The sequence below is a fragment of the Neobacillus muris genome (genome assembly GCF_943193175.1).
Taxonomy (GTDB): domain Bacteria; phylum Bacillota; class Bacilli; order Bacillales; family Cytobacillaceae; genus Neobacillus; species Neobacillus muris.
Window position 1 is genome coordinate 14,038 of the sequence record NZ_CALPDF010000053.1, and the last position, 17,720, is coordinate 31,757.

Genomic DNA, 17,720 nt, shown 5'->3' on the forward strand with positions numbered 1-17,720 from the left:
ATAACCTCCCTTCTTTAAGTATAAACTTTGGGTTTGTCCTTTCTATGAACCAGAAATGGCGCACCGTGCAAAATGTCTATTGGTTTTCGCCAAATAGGCGGGTTTTCCTCATAAATTTAATCATTTAAAGAAGGAAAATGCGGAGTGATGTAGAATTAATACAGAGGTAAATGACAGTCTGACAATTTATGTCGATGCGGATTCATGTCCAGTTAAAGCAGAGATTGTCGAAATTGCTTCCAGTTTTACAGTCCCCGTCCAATTTGTTTCTTCCTATGATCATCATATGAGAGATGAGATTACATACGCAAGTTGGAAATATGTTGATGCCGGGAAGGAAGCTGCAGATTTATTTATTATGAATCATGCCGACAAAGGAGATATCGTGATTACGCAGGATATTGGTCTTGCTTCCACCTTACTTTTAAAGGGGGTTCATGTTATGTCGCCAAAAGGATACTTATTTCAGGAAAGCGCTATGCAGACTGCATTGGATATGCGGTTTCTGCATGCTAAAGCCAGAAGAAGGGGAGATTACGGAAAAGGGCCAAAACCCTTTCAAGCCAAGGATAGAATTAGATTTGTGACAGAATTAACAAAAATTTTGTCGAATTTTGCAGGAATTAAACGATGATTTGTTGAATACCTGTATTACAGTATTACAGTAATGCAATGGAGATGTTTTCATGGCAGATCGTATTGCCGAAGAAAAAATTGACCAAGTTCGTCAAGCTGTTGATATCGTTGAAATCATTGGCGATTATGTTCAACTAAAAAAGCAGGGGCGAAATTACTTCGGTTTATGTCCTTTCCATGGAGAGAATTCCCCATCGTTTTCGGTATCACCCGATAAGCAAATATACCACTGCTTTGGGTGTGGTGCTGGCGGCAATGTTTTTTCTTTTTTAATGGACATTGAAGGAATTTCATTTCAAGAAGCAGCCATTAAATTGGCAGCAAAAGTGAACATTGACCTTGATTTGAACCAGGCTTCCGTCCACAAAGAAAGAAAAGCTTCTAAAGAAATTCAAGCAATGCAAGATGCACATGAACTTCTACGTAAATTTTATCACCACTTGCTGGTAAATACAAAGGAAGGTCAGCATGCTTTAGAATATCTTTTAGGAAGAGGTTTTACTCATGAGTCGATTGATAAATTCCAAATAGGTTATTCCTTAAATTCATGGGACTTTGTGGTGAAATTTCTTTCAAAAAGGGATTATCCTCCTGAATGGATGGAAAAAGCCGGACTTATTATCAAGCGAGAAAAAGATGGAACGTACTTCGACCGATTCAGGGATCGAATTATGTTTCCGATATTTGACCGTCATGGGAATACCATTGCTTTTTCAGGGAGATCACTTGGGGCCGGAGAGCCCAAATACTTAAATAGTCCCGAAACAGCAATATTTCATAAAAGCAAAACATTATATAATTTTCATCAGGCTAGAGCCAGCATAAAAAAATTGCATCAAGCGGTTTTATTTGAAGGCTTTGCTGATGTGATTGCGGCTGATCGGGCTGGAGTGGAAAATGGCATTGCTACGATGGGAACTGCATTAACAGATGACCATATTGCCTTATTGCGGCAAAATGCTGAGTCGATCACCGTTTGCTATGATTCCGATAATGCCGGTATTGAGGCAGCCTTCCGTGCCGGAAATTTGCTGAATGAAGCGGGTTTTCAACTGAAAGTAGCCGTTATGCCAGATGGATTGGATCCTGATGAGTATATAAAATTATATGGGGTTGAAAAATTTCGGAATGAAGTAATTGGCGCAAGCCATACTTGGATGGGCTTTAAATTTCTATACTTTCGAAGAGGAAAAAATCTTCACAATGAAGGAGATAGGCTTTCCTATATCGAAGAAATAATAAAAGAAATCAGCAAGTTATCCAAGGCGGTAGAAAGAGACCATTATTTGCGGCAGCTTGCATCGGAGTTTTCCCTATCATTAGATGCATTGAAGCAGCAGCAAAAACAGATTTATTTCGCCGAAAAAAAGACGGCTGCTGGAAACAGTCCTGTAAATCGTAAGCCTGTTATTGTCCAAAAGCAAGTGAGTGAGCTTAAGCCTGCCTATTATAAGGCAGAAAGATGCTTAATTGCCCATATGTTAAAAGATCGGGATGTGGCTTATAAAGTTCAGGAATTATTACAAGGAAGTGCGTTTAATTTTGACGAGCATCAGGCAATCATCACTTATCTATTAGGGTTTTATGAAGATCACTTGGAACCAGATACAAGCGCATTTTTATCCTATATCCAAGATGAGAACCTTAGAAGGACGGTTGCGGACATTGAAATGATGTCCATTAATGATGAAGTGGGAAATCAAGAATTAACGGATTATATCAAGCAAGTGTTGAATTATAAAATAAGGTTAAAAATAAAGGAAAAAGAGGCAGAACAAAAAGAAGCAGAGCGCCAGAATGATATTCAAAAAGCTATTCGCTTAGCTAGTGAGATTCTGGAACTGCGCAGGTCACTTTAAATTTTTTTCTAGCGTTTTTGATTTTTGGAAGGAGGGGACTCCCTGATGGCTGCTGAAAAATCAGCCCGTGCAAATGAGGTCGATAATGAATTGACCCTTGAACAAGTAAAAGAACAATTAACTGAAATGGGAAAAAAGGTCGGCGTCCTTGCCTATGATGATATTGCCGAGAAAATGGCCAATTTTGAATTAGAGTCCGAGCAAATGGACGAATTTTACGAGTTCCTTGGCGATCAAGGTATCGAATTAGTCGGCGATGCGGACGAAGAGGAAGAGGAAGACGATCCAAGCCTTAAAGATTTGGAAAAAGAGGATGAAGATGAGTTTGATTTAAATGACCTCAGCGTCCCGCCAGGAGTGAAAATTAATGACCCGGTTCGAATGTATTTAAAAGAAATCGGCCGTGTTGACTTGCTTTCTGCTGAAGAGGAGATTGATTTAGCGCACCGGATTGAGCAAGGTGATGAGGAAGCTAAACGCCGTCTGGCGGAAGCAAACCTGCGGCTGGTTGTCAGTATTGCAAAACGCTATGTCGGGCGTGGCATGCTGTTCCTTGACCTGATCCAGGAAGGTAATATGGGTCTCATTAAAGCAGTTGAAAAGTTTGATTACCGTAAAGGATTCAAATTCAGTACGTATGCAACATGGTGGATTCGCCAGGCAATTACACGTGCTATTGCAGACCAAGCCAGGACAATCCGGATTCCCGTCCATATGGTCGAGACCATCAATAAACTCATCCGAGTGCAGCGTCAGTTGCTTCAAGATTTAGGACGCGAACCAACACCGGAGGAAATTGCTGAAGACATGGATTTAACTCCGGACAAGGTTCGAGAAATTCTTAAAATTGCTCAAGAACCTGTTTCACTCGAAACGCCAATTGGTGAGGAAGATGATTCACATCTTGGTGATTTTATTGAGGACCAAGACGCTACCTCACCATCTGAGCATGCAGCTTATGAGTTGTTAAAAGAACAGCTTGAGGACGTTCTTGATACTTTAACAGACCGTGAAGAAAATGTTCTTCGTCTCCGCTTTGGCTTGGATGATGGCCGAACACGGACTCTAGAAGAGGTTGGCAAAGTTTTTGGCGTTACCCGTGAGCGGATCCGCCAAATTGAAGCGAAAGCATTAAGAAAATTGCGCCATCCGAGCCGCAGTAAGCGCCTTAAGGATTTCTTAGAATAATCGGTATATCAATAGTTTACTTCGTTCACTCGGAGTAAACTTTTTTTGTGGACATTGGCACGGCATTTGCAAGCGTTTTTCTTATTTCTATTTATTTTACTGAATTGTCGCTCACTTTGCAAATGGATGAAAGTGGTTTCAATGGTAAATTTACAAAAAATAACTATTTTAAAAAATAAACTAAAGGATTAAAAGCACCACGCCCAATTGGAGGAACGATTTTTCTGAAGCACAACTATTTTTTTAAAAATAATATAATCAATTTTTAAAAATTTTCATTATTGTGAAAATTAAACCTGACCCTATATAATAATATGTAAGCGTCTACAGATTTGGTGGGGGAGGATGAATATGAATTTTGATCTTTCAGCCGAACAGCAAATGATTAAACAAACGATTCGAGAATTTGCTGAAGAAGTCGTTGCACCTGGAGCTATTGAACGTGATCGAACGAAACAATTTCCCTTGGATATATTTAAAAAGCTGGCAGAACTAGGCATGATGGGCCTGCCTTTTCCCGAAAAATATGGGGGAGGAGGTTCGGATACAATCAGTTTTGCCATCGTAACGGAGGAATTAAGCAGGGTATGCGCCTCTACAGGGATTACCTACTCTGCTCATATTTCATTAGGCGGCGCTCCTATTTATTTATTTGGCACTGAAGAGCAAAAGCAGAAATATTTAACGCCGATCTGCAAGGGAGAGTCGTTTGGAGCATTCGGGCTGACGGAACCAAATGCTGGTTCGGATGCCGGGGGAACAAAAACATCCGCAAGGCAGATAGGTGATCATTTCCTTATAAACGGGAATAAATGTTTTATTACGAATGCGAGCTATGCAAAATTTATCGCATTGACAGCAGTAACGGGTGAAACAGATGGAAAAAAAGAAATTAGTGCGGTCATTGTCCCGACAGATGCTGAAGGATTTACGGTAATCGATCAATACGAGAAAATGGGACTTCATTCCTCTAATACAACGGAACTGGTCATAGAAGATGTAAGAGTGCCAGTGGATAATTTACTGGGCAGACGTGGAGAGGGATTTAAACAGTTTCTCGTCACCCTCGATGGAGGAAGGATTGGAATTGGCGCTATGGCGGTTGGAATCGCCCAAGGAGCTTTTGAAAGGGCACTCGCCTATTCCAAGGATAGAAAACAATTTGGCCGGCCGATTTCCTCGTTTCAGGCCATTCAGTTTAAATTGGCAGATATGGCGATGAAGATTGAATTAGCCCGCAATATGGTATATAAGGCTGCCTGGTTAAAAGATCAAGGCCGTCCGTTTTCTAAAGAGGCGGCCATTTGCAAACTGTATGCTTCAGAAATTTGCATGGAAATAACCAGCCAGGCAGTGCAAATCCATGGCGGATATGGTTACATGAAGGAATACCATGTAGAACGGATGATGCGGGATGCTAAGCTGCTGGAAATTGGCGAGGGAACATCGGAGGTGCAACGGATGGTTATATCAAGATTAATTGGCTGCTGAACTCCATATTAGTTCGAACGGGGCTGAATAAAAATCAGCCTCGTTTTGCATTATTCCGAAGATTATAGTGATAAAATAAGTTTAGGGCTTTTCCTTCTGAGATTTTTCAAGTAAAATAATAGTTGTTTGCAGACGTTTTAATTTATAATGTTAGTGCGTACATAAGGGAGGTTGTTTGATGAAGCGAAATCCGGTAGTTCCATTTATTCTAATTATGGTTTTTGGGATTGGACTTATGTTTATACTATCGTTCAAAGGCCTAGGCGATGGGAAGGAAATCGCCAAAGGTGAAGGCGAAGGCAGTGAAAAAACAGAAGTTGCAGCTTCAAAGCCAGAGGATATTTATAAGTCTACCTGTATTGCCTGCCATGGGGACCAATATCAAGGGGGAATGGGCCCATCATTAAAAGGTGTCGGCGATCGGTTGTCAAAAGATGAAATTAAAAAGGTTATCACTGAGGGTAGAGGATCTATGCCTCCAAACCAAGTAAAACCAGAACAATCCGACATGATGGCGGATTGGCTTATGAAATTAAAGTAATTTGACGAAGGGTCCTTTGCATAAAAGGACCTTTTTCTATACTATTAAGACATACATATCTAAAGAGTGGTGTTTTTCTTGAATTCAGACAAGCTGTCAAATCGCCTTGGTACGGTGGCAGATTATGTACCTGGTGATGCAAGAATGGCCGATATTGGCTCTGACCATGCCTATTTGCCATGTTATTTAGTGAAAACTAAGGGAATCCCCTTTGCGGTTGCTGGTGAGGTGGCAGAAGGGCCTTTCCGATCTGCCCAAAGAAATGTCGCGGCAGAAGGTCTAACAAAAATTATTTCAGTGCGTCTCGGTGATGGATTAGAGGTAATTGAACCCGGCGAGGTGGATTGCATTACTATTGCTGGAATGGGAGGAGCCTTAATCACAAGTATTTTAGAAACTGGCAAAGAAAAGCTAGATTCGGTGACCCGGCTGGTTTTACAGCCAAATATAAGTGCTGAGACCATCCGAAAATGGCTTTTAGAAAATCATTGGGAGCTTATGGAAGAAGAAATTTTAGAGGAAGATGGAAAAATTTACGAAGTGCTTGTTGCAGAACGCGGGGATGGTCTGCGCCCATATCGCCAAAACAAGGAATTGGGTCTCTTGATGGGTCCCTATTTACGGAAGAATCCTTCGAATGCTTTCCGAAAAAAATGGACTGCCGAAATTTCTAATTGGCAGCGGATATTGGAGCAGTTGGGCAAAGCTGTTCAAACTCCTGAAACAATTGAAAAACAAAAGGAGTTAGCTTATAAGATCCAATTGGTAAAGGAGGAATTAAAAGATGAAAACGCCTAATGGCCACGAAATGATCCAGCTATTTGAGCAATTTTCTCCCAAGGGCTTGGCAATGGAGGGGGATAAAATTGGGCTGCAGGTTGGCCGCTTGAATAAAAAAATTGACCGGGTCATGATTGCACTGGATGTGCTTGAAAACGTTATAGATGAGGCAATAGAAAAAAATGTTCAGCTTATTATTGCCCATCACCCGCCAATTTTTCGTCCGTTAAAAAATATCATGACCGACACGGTCCAGGGACGGATGATAGAAAAGCTGATTAAACATGACATCGCGGTTTATGCAGCACATACGAATCTGGATGTAGCAAAAGGCGGGGTAAATGACTGGCTTGCGGAAGCATTAGGTTTAAAAGAGCCGGAAGTATTAGTGCCGACATTTGAAGCAAGGCTTAAGAAGTTGGTTGTCTTTGTCCCTAAAAGCCATGCGGAAGACCTAAGACATGTTTTAGGTGAGGCAGGAGCGGGCTTTATTGGGCAATATAGTCATTGCTCCTTTTCAGCGGAGGGAATCGGGAGATTTTTGCCGGGAGAAAACACGAATCCTTACATTGGAAAACAGGGACAAATTGAAGATGTGGAAGAGGTCAGAATTGAAACGATCGTCCCTGAACCGCTTTTGAAAAAAACGGTGGCAGCCATGATTAAGGCCCATCCCTATGAGGAAGTGGCTTATGACCTCTATCCGCTTGATAATAAAGGGGAGGTCCTCGGGCTGGGCAGAATCGGCAAAGTGCCTGAAATGACCTTGAGGGAGTTTGCAGAGAAGGTGAAATCCGCCCTTGAGGTAGACACGGTCCGTGTGGTTGGCGACCTAAATGCGAAAATAAAAAAAGCTGCTGTTTTAGGCGGTGATGGCAATAAATATTTTACACATGCTAAGTTTGGCGGCGCTGATGTCTATGTCACGGGGGATATTTATTATCACACAGCCCATGACGCAATGATGCAAGGCTTGAATATGATTGATCCTGGCCATAATGTCGAGAAAGTCATGAAAAAGGGACTGGCCTCAACCTTGCAAAAAATGTGCCAGTCCGCAGGGTATCAAGTCGATATTTTTCCTTCCGTTATAAATACTGATCCATTTCAATTTGTATAGCAGCCTGTGAATTTCACATGAAAAAGCCGGTCCTTAAGACCGGCTCTCTATCGTTCCTTTTTTCACCTTTGGCAATATTTTGCTCAATGGAACTTGCTTTTGCCGTTCCCAAGTCGACTGATCGTTCGGGTCAAATTGTTCAAGGAAAGAAATTACCTCTTTGGTAATAGGCGTCGGTGTAGAAGCTCCAGCGGTAACAGCTGCCGTCTTTGCGTCCATAATCCAATCAAGCTGAAGCTCAGAAATATCGGCAATCCGATACGCCTTGGTGCCGGCAATTTCTTGAGAAACTTGGGCGAGCCGATTGGAGTTATTGCTTTTTGGGTCGCCGACGACAATCGTGACATCTGCTTGTCCTGCCTGCTCTGCTACGGCTTCCTGACGAATCTGGGTAGCATGGCAGATTTCATTGAAAACCTCTACATGCGGGAACTTTTCCTTTACCTTTTCCATAGTATCAGTCACATCCCACTGGCTCATTGTGGTTTGGTTGGTGACGATCAGCTTGTCATAATCCAGTTCAAGTGCTTCAACATCACTTGGATTTTCAACAAGATGCACCATGCCAGGGGCGACACCTAGTGCTCCTTCAGGCTCTGGATGCCCTTTTTTGCCGATATATATGGTGTGATATCCCTGCTCGGATTTTTCTTGAATCAGGTCGTGGGTACGGGTTACATCTGGGCATGTCGCATCAATGGCAACTAAGCTTTTTTGTTTGGCAAGCTCTCTTACTTCTGGAGAAATGCCGTGTGCAGTAAAAATGACAGTTCCTTTATCCACTTTTTCTAGGATTTCTTTACGGTTTTTCCCCTCAAGCGTAATAATCCCTTCCTCGGCAAATGCGTCAGTTACATGTTTATTATGAACAATCATCCCCAAAATGTAGATTGGGCGGGGCAATGATTTATCTAATGCTGCATTTCTGGCAATCACCATCGCATCGACTACACCATAGCAGTAACCGCGCGGTGAAATTTTAATCACATTCATTTAATGAGTCCTCCTAAACAGGTCACTATTTAATAGAGTATGTATTCATTATATAAAACTCCTAAAAATAATACAAAGATACATTTTTCCTGTTGATTTTTTTAGGGATAATAAAGAGGCTGACCCCTTATATGGGACAGCCTGATTAAATGTATAATTTCGGAATGGATGCTCCTTTTTGATTTTGATGAACTGGACGGGTTTGCTGTTTGTTTGCGTCTTTTGTTGCAGCAGCTGTCCTTTGGCTTGTTTGAGTGCGTGACCTTTTTTTATCGGCAGCCGTGATGAATGATTTAACGTTTGAGCTTTCTTCCTTGCTGCCAGTTGTTTTATTGGCAGTAGATTCTTCTGTATCAGCTGGTGCATTTTTAAAGCCTCTATATAATTTCCATAATGCAGGGAGGTTTCTTACGAGTGGCCCGTATTGCTGAATCATGGGTCCGAGGGTCTGTGCTGTTTTCAATACTTGCTGGGTATTGTTGAGGATGCCTGTAATGCCTCCAGGATTGCTTAAGGACTGAAGCAGCCCTCCGCCTCCAGAAACGGCTCTGCCTGCTCCTTGTGTCCCGCCAATCAATCCTGCCGGCCCACCCATCGGATTGCCTCGTCCGAGCAGTCTGGAGAGCAAACCACCGCCTCTGCCCATTTGCCGGCCTCCCATCATACCGCCAAATGGATTTGCAGAAGGGCCCATCATGGGATTTCTTCCGCCAAATATACCTGGGCCGGCCCCCATCATAGGGTTTCCTCCGCCCATCATGCCTGGACCAGGTCTTGTCATCTGGCCCATTGCTCCAAATAAGCCAGGTCTCATTCCACCTTGCATTGGAAAATTAGGTCTTGGCTGCATACCGTTACCTTCCTCTCTCATTTTTCATGCAATAACAACCCAGCAGACCCAATTTTCGATTAAAATAGTCATCACTTAATAATGGGACAGCTGGGAAAAGTGCAGAAATTTACTTTACCTTCTTGGTTTACAATATGCGATTACCCTGTTTTGGTTTAGGTAATATGCACAAAAGACAAATTAAATTCACGTTTAAACCAGGCAAGCTGAGTAAAAAATGATGAATAGAGAATTAAACTGGAGATTTGTCTGGAACTTTACTATAATTACATGATGGAAAAGTATATCGAAATTCCTATAGGATGGATTTTTGATTAGAAGGAGAACTTTATGAAAGAAAATAAATTTAATCGTTTTAAGTTTCAGCCGTTTATCAACGAAGCACTTCAGGACATGGGTTTTTTTGAACCAACAGAAATTCAGGATCAAATGATACCGCTGGTCTTAAAAGGTGAAAGTGCCATTGGACAATCACAGACTGGAACAGGAAAGACGATGGCGTATGCTCTGCCAATTTTGGAAGCTATCAAACCGGACCGCAAGGAGGTACAAGCCGTCATAACAGCTCCCACTAGAGAGCTGGCCACACAAATCTACCAGCAAATCGTTAAGGTAACTGAATTTTGTGACCCAGATCATGCCATCATGGCTAAATTGTTTATAGGCGGCACTGATAAGCAGCGTACGATCGACAAATTAAAGGTGCAGCCCCAAATAGTCGTTGGTACACCTGGAAGAATTTATGACTTGGTCCAAGAACAGGCTTTGTTTGTCCATACAGCGGCAGTGCTTGTTGTAGATGAGGCCGATATGATGCTGGACATGGGATTTATTGAGGATGTTGACCGAGTAGCAGCAAGAATGCCGGAACATCTGCAAATGCTTGTTTTTTCAGCTACCATTCCGGAGAAGCTTAAACCTTTCTTAAAAAAATATATGGAAAATCCTAAAACCATTCATATAGAACCAAAACAAAAAACAGCCGGGCTTTTAGAGCATTACCTGCTGCCATCAAGGCATCGCAATAAAAAAGAACTCGTCCATGATGCATTGATTGCCTATAACCCGTACCTTGCGATTGTGTTCACTAATACGAAAAAAATGGCTGAAGAAGTTGCGGATTACTTAAATGAAAAAGGGTTAAAAGTGGGCCGGGTTCATGGCGACTTGTCTCCGCGTGAACGAAAAAAAATGATGAAACAGATCCAGGACTTGGAATTTCAATATATCGTGGCAACAGACCTTGCTTCCAGAGGAATTGATATTGAGGGCGTCAGTCATGTGATTAACTACGAGCTGCCCTCCGATTTGGATTTCTATGTCCATCGAGTCGGCAGGACAGCCCGGGCGGGAAGCACAGGAACGGCACTGACCATCTATGATTTATCCGATGAGGATGCACTAAATCGCCTTGAGAAAATGGGCATTGTCTTCCAGAATATAGACTTGAAAAATGGGGAATTTGTGGAACTGGAAGACCGCAACCGCAGAAAAACACGGAAAAAGCCGGAAGAGCAGGAAGATCATATCATTAAAGCCATTACCAAAAAACCAAAGCAGGTCAAGCCTGGATATAAAAAGAAACAGCAAGCTGAAATCGAGAAAATCAAGAAGCGACAAAGAAGGCTGAATGCGAGAAAGAAATAATAAAGAATGGAGAGGAAAACACATGCTTAAAATCGGTTCACACGTATCCATGAGCGGAAAGGGGATGCTGCTGGCTGCCAGCCAGGAAGCAGTGTCTTATGGCTCCAATACGTTTATGATTTACACCGGGGCGCCACAGAATACGAGAAGGAAAAAAATAGAGGATTTGAATATTGAAGCTGGCAGAAAGCACATGGAGGAACATGGGATAGAGGAAATCGTTGTCCATGCGCCGTATATCATCAATATTGGGAATACGACAAACCCGGACACGTTTGAACTCGGGGTTCGCTTCCTTCGGTCAGAAATCGAGCGGACAGAGGCAATCGGAGCGAGGCAAATAGTGCTGCATCCAGGTGCCCACGTTGGTGCGGGAGCCGAAGCGGGGATTAAAAAAATTATTGAAGGCTTAAACGAAGTTTTAACAGGCAAGGAGCTGGTGCAAATTGCTTTGGAAACAATGGCCGGCAAAGGTTCGGAATGCGGAAAATCATTTGAGGAACTAGCGATGATTATGGATGGCGTACATTATCATGACAGGCTTTCCGTTTGTTTTGACACCTGTCATACTCACGATGCCGGATATAATATTGCTGAAGATTTCGATGGGGTATTAAATGAGTTCGATAAGATTGTCGGATTGGAAAAATTAAAGGTACTCCATATCAATGATAGTAAGAATACTGTCGGTATGAGAAAGGACCGGCACGAAAATATAGGTTTTGGCCATATTGGATTTAAGGCGTTAAATTATATTGTCCATCATCCTCAGTTAAAGGAGATCCCTAAAATCCTTGAAACTCCATTTGTCGGTGAGGATAAAAATAATAAGAAGCCGCCTTATAAGCATGAAATTGCGATGCTGCGCAATCAGGAGTTTGATGAAGACCTTTTAAATAAAATAATGCAGGACCAATAAGCAAAGGTATGTCTGAATGGATATGTTTGGATGCGAATGACCGTTCCTAGACCAAAAGCTGTGCCAGGTGCACAGCTTTTGGTCTATTTAACTAATTCATTGAATAACTTATTTACTTCTTTTGCTGTCTGTGGACCTGCGGCTTTGGCAATTTCCCGAATTATCCGGGCACGCTGTGCATCATCAAAAAGATTAATTTTTTTTCCTTTTAAGTATTGGACTATTTTTTCTGCCTGCTTTTGGGTTACCGAAATATTAAATTGGTCGGCATATTTTAATAACTCTTCTGCCGTAATGGTATTGATTTTATGATTGATGATATTTTGAAAAATGTTCACCCGAATCACTCCTCCATGCTAATGTATGAAGGGTCCGGCAGAGTGTGACAGTGGATGGGCCAGTAAAGCCAGGAGACTTTACAATTTATCTTCGCTATTGTATACTACTTTAAGTTAAATCGGAATGATTCTTAAAATTAAAGTGAGTGAGCAGATGATGACATCTATAATCGAAATTAAACAATTATCCTATCGCTATGACAAGGATACTGTCCTTGAAAATATTAATTTGTCAATAGCGGAGGGTTCGTTTTTAGCCATAGTGGGGCCGAACGGCTCGGGAAAGTCCACATTGCTAAAATTAATTCTTGGATTGCTTAAACTGCAAAAAGGGGAAATCCATTTATTCGGCCAAGAAATCAGAAGGTTTAAAGATTGGCAAAGAATCGGCTATGTATCCCAAAAAGCGAATTCTTTTAATACCGATTTTCCAGCTACCGTCTTTGAGGTAGTTGCGAGCGGGTTGACCAAACGTATTGGAATGTTCAATCGGTTTACTAAAGAACATGAAGCCAGGGTATTGGATGCATTAGAAGCTGTAGATATGGCGCAGTTTAAAAACCGGAATATTGGTGAGCTCTCCGGAGGGCAGCAGCAGCGTGTATTTATCGCCAGAGCCTTGGTAAGTGAACCGCAGGTGTTAATTTTGGATGAACCAACAGTTGGAGTGGATGCTGAAAATGTAAATGCATTTTATCAAATGCTGGATTATTTAAATAAAAGTAAAGGGATCACTTTGATGTTAGTAACCCACGATATAGGAACCATTTCTGATAAAGTTTCGCATGTTGCCTGTTTAAATAAACGTTTGCATTTTCATGGTGACTCAAAGGAATTTGAACAATTGAGGATGGAAGATATGTCAAATGCCTATGGCCATGACGTACAATTGCTGACACATCATCATGAATATGGAGGACGTTAGGATGATTCAAGGGTTATTTCATTATGAGTTTTTACAAAATGCCTTCTTAACAGGAATATTAATTGGCATTATTGCTCCGCTCCTGGGGGTTTTTATTGTTGTGAGGCGATTATCGCTGATAGCTGACGCCTTAAGCCATGTCACACTTACAGGCATTGCAGCCAGCCTGCTGTTGGAGAGAAGTGTCGCGCCGCTTACAGGCTTAAACCCAATCTATATGGGAATGGTTTTTTCAGTTGGAGGTTCGTTGTTCATTGAAAAGCTGAGAGAGGTGTACAAATCCTATCAGGAGCTGGCTATTCCAATCATAATGTCAGGCGGCATTGGTTTGGGCGTGATTTTTATATCACTGGCCAATGGATTTAATACCGATTTATTCAGTTATTTATTTGGCAGTGTTTCGGCAGTGAGCAGGACAGACTTGTATGTTATCCTTGCCATTAGCATTGTGGTGATTATGATAATCCGTTTATTATATAAAGAATTATTTATTTTATCGTTTGATGAAGAATATGCAAAAGCCTCAGGGATTGCAGCCAAAAGCATTCATTTTATCTTTATTGTGATGGTCGCTTTGGTGATTGCGGCATCGATGAGAATTGTTGGTGTATTATTGGTTTCATCGTTAATGACGCTCCCGGTTGCGGCAAGTATCCGGATTGCCAAAGGATTTAAGCAGACCATTTTTTATTCTATATTATTTGGAGAAATTTCTGTACTGGGCGGCTTAATTATTTCCTATTATGCGGACTTTGCGCCTGGTGGAACCATTGTTATGCTGGCTGTCCTCATTTTAGTTATTACAATACTCATCAGAAAAATGATGGCAAAAAATTATAGCCTTAAGGAGGAAATGTCAGGTGAACGTTCATGAAGCGATCCAGCATTTAAAAGATCATGGCTTTAAGCAGACAGGCAAAAGGGAAGATATGCTTCAATTGTTTTCCGACAGCGATAAATATTTAACAGCGAAAGACGTTTTTGACCAATTAAAGGATGACTATCCGGGATTAAGCTTTGATACGATTTATCGAAATCTTGCTTTGTTTGTGAACATGGGGATATTGGAAATGACGGAACTGTCTGGGGAAAAGCATTTCCGATTTACTTGTTCGGCTCATCATCATCATCATCATTTTATTTGTCTCGATTGTGGGAAAACCAAAGAAATTGAAACCTGTCCAATGAATTCAATCAGTGAGAATTTGAAGGGTTATGATATTTCCGGCCATAAATTTGAAATCTATGGACGTTGTCCAGAATGTATTCATAGGCAATTATAAAAACCAGCTTAGCCTCTTGCTAGCTGGTTTTCTTTTGGTGTTCTTTTAAGTGCCATTTGTTTTTTTAACCATTGCTGAACCCAACTATCAGCTTCATCCCAATTATTGACGCGAATGACGCCATCTGGAAGGGGATCCTGGTTATATGGTGTATTGAATAGGATGACAGGGATGTTGCAGCTTTCGTGAATCATAACAGCATTATCGTGCTTATCCTCAAAAAACAAATCAACATGATGCCTCTTGGCAGCATCAATCTTATCATGCGAACCAATTAATTCAATATGGTCGTAAGTTACTTCATGCCGCTGAAACCATTTTTCGGTAACCTCCAACAATTGAGGTCCGCGGGCACTTATAAAAAATAATTCAAATTGCTGTTTCCAACGATTTAACACCTTTTTAGCTCCTGCAGCCAAGGGTGATCCCTTATATATCAATGGCTCATTTTCTAAGAACCATTTGGCAAATACGTCCTCTGGGACATTAACGAACGGAGTCAAGTCGTATTCATTGACCTCTTCATAGGTTAGGTTAAGTTCAAAAGCCTGATTAATAAACGGAATCATCGAAGCAGGGCAGGTAACAGTTCCATCAATATCGATTCCAAATCTTTTTTTCATGAGCATTTCACCTTCATGCAGCAGCAGATAGTCTTGTTAGTTTTATTTTATCAAATCCTTCGTTCCAATAAATAAATTTATGATTAGAAAATTATCTCGCCATAAACAGCACTTTCCTTTTTTGGACATACATAACATAGTAAAAGCGGGGTGATAGTGAACAATAATTAATGCTCCTATTACTGAAAGCGAGGGATTCTGATGGCAGATGAAAGAGACGCTAAAGTGCAGGAAGCTCTTCAAAGTTCAAATATTGGACAAGATATTCCCAATTTCCCGTCAAACTTTAGGGAAGAAACAGCATCAGAGACGGCAACACCTGTTACCACTCAATCTTCAAAATATAAAGAAGAAACAGCAGGGGAATTTGATGCCTCTCGTCCTTTAAAGGTTTCCTTAAAAAAGGATGAACCTGCTTCTCAAATTGGAGCATCTGTTCCAATAAGGACCTCACAGTACAGAGAAGAACATGCTGCTGAGATTGCAGCTCCTGTACCGGTTTCCCGCCGGATTATCCAAACGGGGGAAAATAACAAGCAGGAAACCAATACTGCTGGGAGCGGTCTTGGGACTTTAGCCATTGCCCTTTCCGTTTTATCTCTATTTGTGATGCCGATTCTTTTTGGCGCTGCCGGCATCATATTGGGGTTTGTTGCCAGGAGAAGAGGGGCTGACACACTTGGTGCTTGGGCAATTGGTCTTGGTGCGGTATCGATTATCATCGGTATCTTTATTCTCCCGTTCTTTTAATATAGGAGCAAATAATAAGAAACCCGGTAAAAGCTTACCGGGTTTCTTTTGAATATTATTATTTTTGTGCTGCAGCTTCTGCTTCTTTTTTCTTAAAATATTCTTCAGCTACTTGGTCAATTTCTTTCTTTAATTCCTCAACCATATTTTCTTCAGGAACCTTACGGACAATCTGTCCCTTTCTGAATAGTAGGCCTTCACCGCGGGCACCTGCAATACCGATATCGGCCTCGCGGGCTTCCCCAGGGCCATTTACGGCACAGCCAAGAACGGATACTTTAATTGGGGCCTTGATATGCTGAATATATTCCTCGACTTCATTGGCAATGCTAATCAAGTCAATTTCAATACGTCCGCATGTTGGGCATGATATTAAGGTGGCAGCATTTGAAGAAAGCCCAAAAACTTTTAGCAGTTCACGTGCTACTTTTACCTCTTGAACAGGATCAGCACTTAAGGATACACGAAGGGTATTTCCGATGCCTTTGTTGATGATGGCACCTAATCCAGCGGCGCTTTTTACCGTACCGGAAAACAGGGTTCCAGATTCAGTAATTCCCAAATGTAATGGGTAGTCAAAGGCGCGTGATGCCTTGTCATATGCTTCAATGGCCAGATTGACATCAGATGCTTTCATGGAAACGATAATGTCATGAAAGTCAAGATCTTCAAGAATTTTAATATGATGTAGGGCACTTTCCACCATTCCATCAGCAGTAGGATATCCATACTTATCAAGAATTCGTTTTTCGAGAGAGCCGGCATTAACCCCGATTCGAATGGGAATTCCCTTTTCTTTAGCGGCTTTAACGACCGCTTCTACTTTTTCTTTTCGCCCGATGTTGCCAGGGTTGATTCTGATTTTATCAGCTCCGCCTTCAATGGCTTTTAGGGCTAATCGATAATCAAAGTGAATGTCAACGACTAAAGGAATATTGATTCTCTTTTTGATTTCCGGAATGGCATTTGCAGCGCGTTCATCTGGACAGGCCACACGGACAATTTGACAGCCTGCATCTTCCAACCGTTTGATTTCTGCTACGGTTGCCTCGACATCATGGGTTTTGGTAGTAGTCATACTTTGTATGATAATTTCATTATTTCCGCCAATTGTCAGGTTGCCCACCTTTATTGGACGGGTTTTTGAACGATGTATAATTTCACTCACGTGTAATTCGTCTCCTTCAATTGGATTCAAAAAAATAAACATAATCCGAATTAATTGTAACAGCCTTGAGCTAATTTTGACAAGAACTAGGTTTATCCTCTTTATTTTGAGTAATCAGGAAAATGATATGTAGTGCCGATTTGGATTTTTTCTGGGGATTCCCCTGGGTTTAACTTTTTAAAGTCTTCAATTAACGTTGAGATGGATACAGGAAGTGGTTTATTGATTTGATGCTCTACGATCGATATAACTGTTTCGCCAGGTTTTACTTTTGCTGAAAAGGCGGGGATATCCGTCTCGGGCTTCGCTTGGACTGTGGAAGCGGCGTTTGCTTCTGTTTTTTCAGCGGCGGGCAGTCCCAGTGTGCCGACAGTTAAATCAAAATAGATGACATATATAATTAGGATTGCAATGATTAACCCTAGTAATTTTTTCATTAGACAAGCCTCCAAATGAGTGTTTGTACATTCGTATGCTTGTCCACGCCATATTAGTACTACATACAGGAAAAAGCATCCTAAAACGGATGCTTTCAGGCTGTCGAAAAACCTTCGACAGCTTTTATTTTATCTTTATTCTTTATTAATTCACCGCGTTAATATGATATAA

The 17,720-nt window shown here is 41.4% G+C and carries 19 protein-coding genes; 13 read left to right on the forward strand and 6 right to left on the reverse strand.

The features are described 5' to 3' along the window. The first annotated feature begins 184 nt into the window (after window positions 1-184). The 7 genes from NFS43_RS21990 to NFS43_RS22020 all read left to right on the forward strand — a co-directional run bounded on the left by NFS43_RS21990 (window position 185) and on the right by NFS43_RS22020 (window position 7,615). The gene (locus tag NFS43_RS21990) at window positions 185-634 is read left to right on the forward strand and encodes a YaiI/YqxD family protein (RefSeq protein WP_338150629.1); all 450 of its coding nucleotides are present in this window, start codon (window positions 185-187) and stop codon (window positions 632-634) included. A 52-nt stretch (window positions 635-686) separates the two neighbouring features. Further along, the gene (gene dnaG / locus NFS43_RS21995) at window positions 687-2,495 is read left to right on the forward strand and encodes a DNA primase (RefSeq protein ID WP_251555030.1); all 1,809 of its coding nucleotides are present in this window, start codon (window positions 687-689) and stop codon (window positions 2,493-2,495) included. Window positions 2,496-2,540: 45 nt separating this feature from the next. Next, entirely contained in the window at window positions 2,541-3,683 is a 1,143-nt protein-coding gene (gene rpoD, locus NFS43_RS22000) for an RNA polymerase sigma factor RpoD (protein ID WP_251555031.1), read from the forward strand. A 351-nt stretch (window positions 3,684-4,034) separates the two neighbouring features. Further along, window positions 4,035-5,174, forward strand: a complete 1,140-nt coding sequence (locus tag NFS43_RS22005) for an acyl-CoA dehydrogenase (RefSeq protein ID WP_251555032.1) — start codon at window positions 4,035-4,037, stop codon at window positions 5,172-5,174. A gap of 178 nt (window positions 5,175-5,352) precedes the next feature. Beyond that, complete coding sequence (gene cccA / locus NFS43_RS22010) at window positions 5,353-5,715, forward strand: cytochrome c550 (RefSeq protein WP_251555033.1); 363 nt, start codon at window positions 5,353-5,355, stop codon at window positions 5,713-5,715. A gap of 78 nt (window positions 5,716-5,793) precedes the next feature. After that, window positions 5,794-6,513 (forward strand): tRNA (adenine(22)-N(1))-methyltransferase, encoded by a 720-nt coding sequence (locus NFS43_RS22015; RefSeq protein WP_251555034.1) that lies wholly within the window; start codon window positions 5,794-5,796, stop codon window positions 6,511-6,513. Continuing rightward, the gene (locus tag NFS43_RS22020) at window positions 6,500-7,615 is read left to right on the forward strand and encodes a Nif3-like dinuclear metal center hexameric protein (RefSeq protein WP_251555035.1); all 1,116 of its coding nucleotides are present in this window, start codon (window positions 6,500-6,502) and stop codon (window positions 7,613-7,615) included. Before NFS43_RS22015 ends, NFS43_RS22020 begins: the two co-directional genes overlap by 14 nt. A 33-nt stretch (window positions 7,616-7,648) precedes the next feature. Here NFS43_RS22020 and NFS43_RS22025 read toward each other — a convergent pair whose 3' ends face one another. Together NFS43_RS22025 and vrrA are read right to left on the reverse strand one after the other, a co-directional pair. Beyond that, on the reverse strand, window positions 7,649-8,608 hold the full coding sequence (locus NFS43_RS22025) for a 4-hydroxy-3-methylbut-2-enyl diphosphate reductase (RefSeq protein WP_251555036.1): 960 nt from the start codon (window positions 8,606-8,608) through the stop codon (window positions 7,649-7,651). A gap of 145 nt (window positions 8,609-8,753) precedes the next feature. Next, on the reverse strand, window positions 8,754-9,458 hold the full coding sequence (vrrA, locus tag NFS43_RS22030; RefSeq protein WP_251555037.1) for a VrrA/YqfQ family protein: 705 nt from the start codon (window positions 9,456-9,458) through the stop codon (window positions 8,754-8,756). 330 nt (window positions 9,459-9,788) lie between these two features. Here vrrA and NFS43_RS22035 point away from each other — a divergent pair, with 330 nt between their 5' ends. Together NFS43_RS22035 and NFS43_RS22040 are read left to right on the forward strand one after the other, a co-directional pair. Beyond that, window positions 9,789-11,105 carry a DEAD/DEAH box helicase gene (locus NFS43_RS22035; RefSeq protein WP_251555038.1) on the forward strand — a complete coding sequence of 439 codons (1,317 nt, stop codon included), beginning with the start codon at window positions 9,789-9,791 and terminating at the stop codon, window positions 11,103-11,105. A 22-nt stretch (window positions 11,106-11,127) separates the two neighbouring features. Further along, window positions 11,128-12,024: a deoxyribonuclease IV gene (locus tag NFS43_RS22040; protein ID WP_251555039.1), complete on the forward strand. Its 897-nt coding sequence runs from the start codon at window positions 11,128-11,130 to the stop codon at window positions 12,022-12,024. A gap of 83 nt (window positions 12,025-12,107) precedes the next feature. Here NFS43_RS22040 and NFS43_RS22045 read toward each other — a convergent pair whose 3' ends face one another. Then, window positions 12,108-12,362, reverse strand: a complete 255-nt coding sequence (locus NFS43_RS22045; protein ID WP_251555040.1) for a DUF2624 domain-containing protein — start codon at window positions 12,360-12,362, stop codon at window positions 12,108-12,110. A gap of 157 nt (window positions 12,363-12,519) precedes the next feature. On the opposite strand from NFS43_RS22045, the gene NFS43_RS22050 reads away from it, so the two are divergent. Genes NFS43_RS22050 through zur form a run of 3 tightly spaced genes read left to right on the forward strand, consistent with a single transcriptional unit; the run spans window position 12,520 to window position 14,570 of the window. Further along, window positions 12,520-13,287 (forward strand): metal ABC transporter ATP-binding protein, encoded by a 768-nt coding sequence (locus NFS43_RS22050; RefSeq protein ID WP_251555042.1) that lies wholly within the window; start codon window positions 12,520-12,522, stop codon window positions 13,285-13,287. Window position 13,288: 1 nt separating this feature from the next. Further along, a complete protein-coding gene (locus NFS43_RS22055; RefSeq protein WP_251555043.1) occupies window positions 13,289-14,161 on the forward strand; it encodes a metal ABC transporter permease in 873 nt (290 codons plus the stop codon). Further along, a complete protein-coding gene (gene zur / locus NFS43_RS22060; RefSeq protein ID WP_251555045.1) occupies window positions 14,148-14,570 on the forward strand; it encodes a zinc uptake transcriptional repressor Zur in 423 nt (140 codons plus the stop codon). The genes NFS43_RS22055 and zur overlap by 14 nt, the downstream gene beginning before the upstream one ends. 8 nt (window positions 14,571-14,578) lie before the next feature. On the opposite strand, the gene NFS43_RS22065 is transcribed toward zur, so the two are convergent. Then, window positions 14,579-15,193, reverse strand: coding sequence for a 5' nucleotidase, NT5C type (locus NFS43_RS22065; RefSeq protein ID WP_251555046.1), 615 nt, complete (start codon window positions 15,191-15,193; stop codon window positions 14,579-14,581). Between the two features lie 201 nt (window positions 15,194-15,394). Here NFS43_RS22065 and NFS43_RS24565 point away from each other — a divergent pair, with 201 nt between their 5' ends. Further along, complete coding sequence (locus NFS43_RS24565; protein ID WP_338150628.1) at window positions 15,395-15,943, forward strand: DUF308 domain-containing protein; 549 nt, start codon at window positions 15,395-15,397, stop codon at window positions 15,941-15,943. Window positions 15,944-16,001: 58 nt separating this feature from the next. Here the strand turns inward: NFS43_RS24565 and ispG are convergent, their stop codons facing one another. Both ispG and NFS43_RS22080 read right to left on the reverse strand, forming a co-directional pair. Next, on the reverse strand, window positions 16,002-17,102 hold the full coding sequence (gene ispG, locus NFS43_RS22075; RefSeq protein ID WP_251555051.1) for a flavodoxin-dependent (E)-4-hydroxy-3-methylbut-2-enyl-diphosphate synthase: 1,101 nt from the start codon (window positions 17,100-17,102) through the stop codon (window positions 16,002-16,004). A 110-nt stretch (window positions 17,103-17,212) separates the two neighbouring features. After that, window positions 17,213-17,548 carry a LysM peptidoglycan-binding domain-containing protein gene (locus NFS43_RS22080; protein ID WP_251555047.1) on the reverse strand — a complete coding sequence of 112 codons (336 nt, stop codon included), beginning with the start codon at window positions 17,546-17,548 and terminating at the stop codon, window positions 17,213-17,215. Between the last annotated feature and the right edge of the window lie 172 nt (window positions 17,549-17,720).

What these genes read in the sequence shown, in the direction of transcription:
- dnaG (WP_251555030.1), top strand. Translation starts at nt 687, where the DNA reads ATGGCAGATCGTATTGCCGAAGAAAAAATTGACCAAGTTCGTCAAGCT.
- rpoD (WP_251555031.1), top strand. Translation starts at nt 2,541, where the DNA reads ATGGCTGCTGAAAAATCAGCCCGTGCAAATGAGGTCGATAATGAATTG.
- NFS43_RS22005 (WP_251555032.1), top strand. Translation starts at nt 4,035, where the DNA reads ATGAATTTTGATCTTTCAGCCGAACAGCAAATGATTAAACAAACGATT.
- cccA (WP_251555033.1), top strand. Translation starts at nt 5,353, where the DNA reads ATGAAGCGAAATCCGGTAGTTCCATTTATTCTAATTATGGTTTTTGGG.
- NFS43_RS22020 (WP_251555035.1), top strand. Translation starts at nt 6,500, where the DNA reads ATGAAAACGCCTAATGGCCACGAAATGATCCAGCTATTTGAGCAATTT.
- NFS43_RS22025 (WP_251555036.1), bottom strand. Translation starts at nt 8,608, where the DNA reads ATGAATGTGATTAAAATTTCACCGCGCGGTTACTGCTATGGTGTAGTC.
- vrrA (WP_251555037.1), bottom strand. Translation starts at nt 9,458, where the DNA reads ATGCAGCCAAGACCTAATTTTCCAATGCAAGGTGGAATGAGACCTGGC.
- NFS43_RS22035 (WP_251555038.1), top strand. Translation starts at nt 9,789, where the DNA reads ATGAAAGAAAATAAATTTAATCGTTTTAAGTTTCAGCCGTTTATCAAC.
- NFS43_RS22040 (WP_251555039.1), top strand. Translation starts at nt 11,128, where the DNA reads ATGCTTAAAATCGGTTCACACGTATCCATGAGCGGAAAGGGGATGCTG.
- NFS43_RS22050 (WP_251555042.1), top strand. Translation starts at nt 12,520, where the DNA reads ATGACATCTATAATCGAAATTAAACAATTATCCTATCGCTATGACAAG.
- NFS43_RS22055 (WP_251555043.1), top strand. Translation starts at nt 13,289, where the DNA reads ATGATTCAAGGGTTATTTCATTATGAGTTTTTACAAAATGCCTTCTTA.
- NFS43_RS22065 (WP_251555046.1), bottom strand. Translation starts at nt 15,193, where the DNA reads ATGAAAAAAAGATTTGGAATCGATATTGATGGAACTGTTACCTGCCCT.
- NFS43_RS24565 (WP_338150628.1), top strand. Translation starts at nt 15,395, where the DNA reads ATGGCAGATGAAAGAGACGCTAAAGTGCAGGAAGCTCTTCAAAGTTCA.
- NFS43_RS22080 (WP_251555047.1), bottom strand. Translation starts at nt 17,548, where the DNA reads ATGAAAAAATTACTAGGGTTAATCATTGCAATCCTAATTATATATGTC.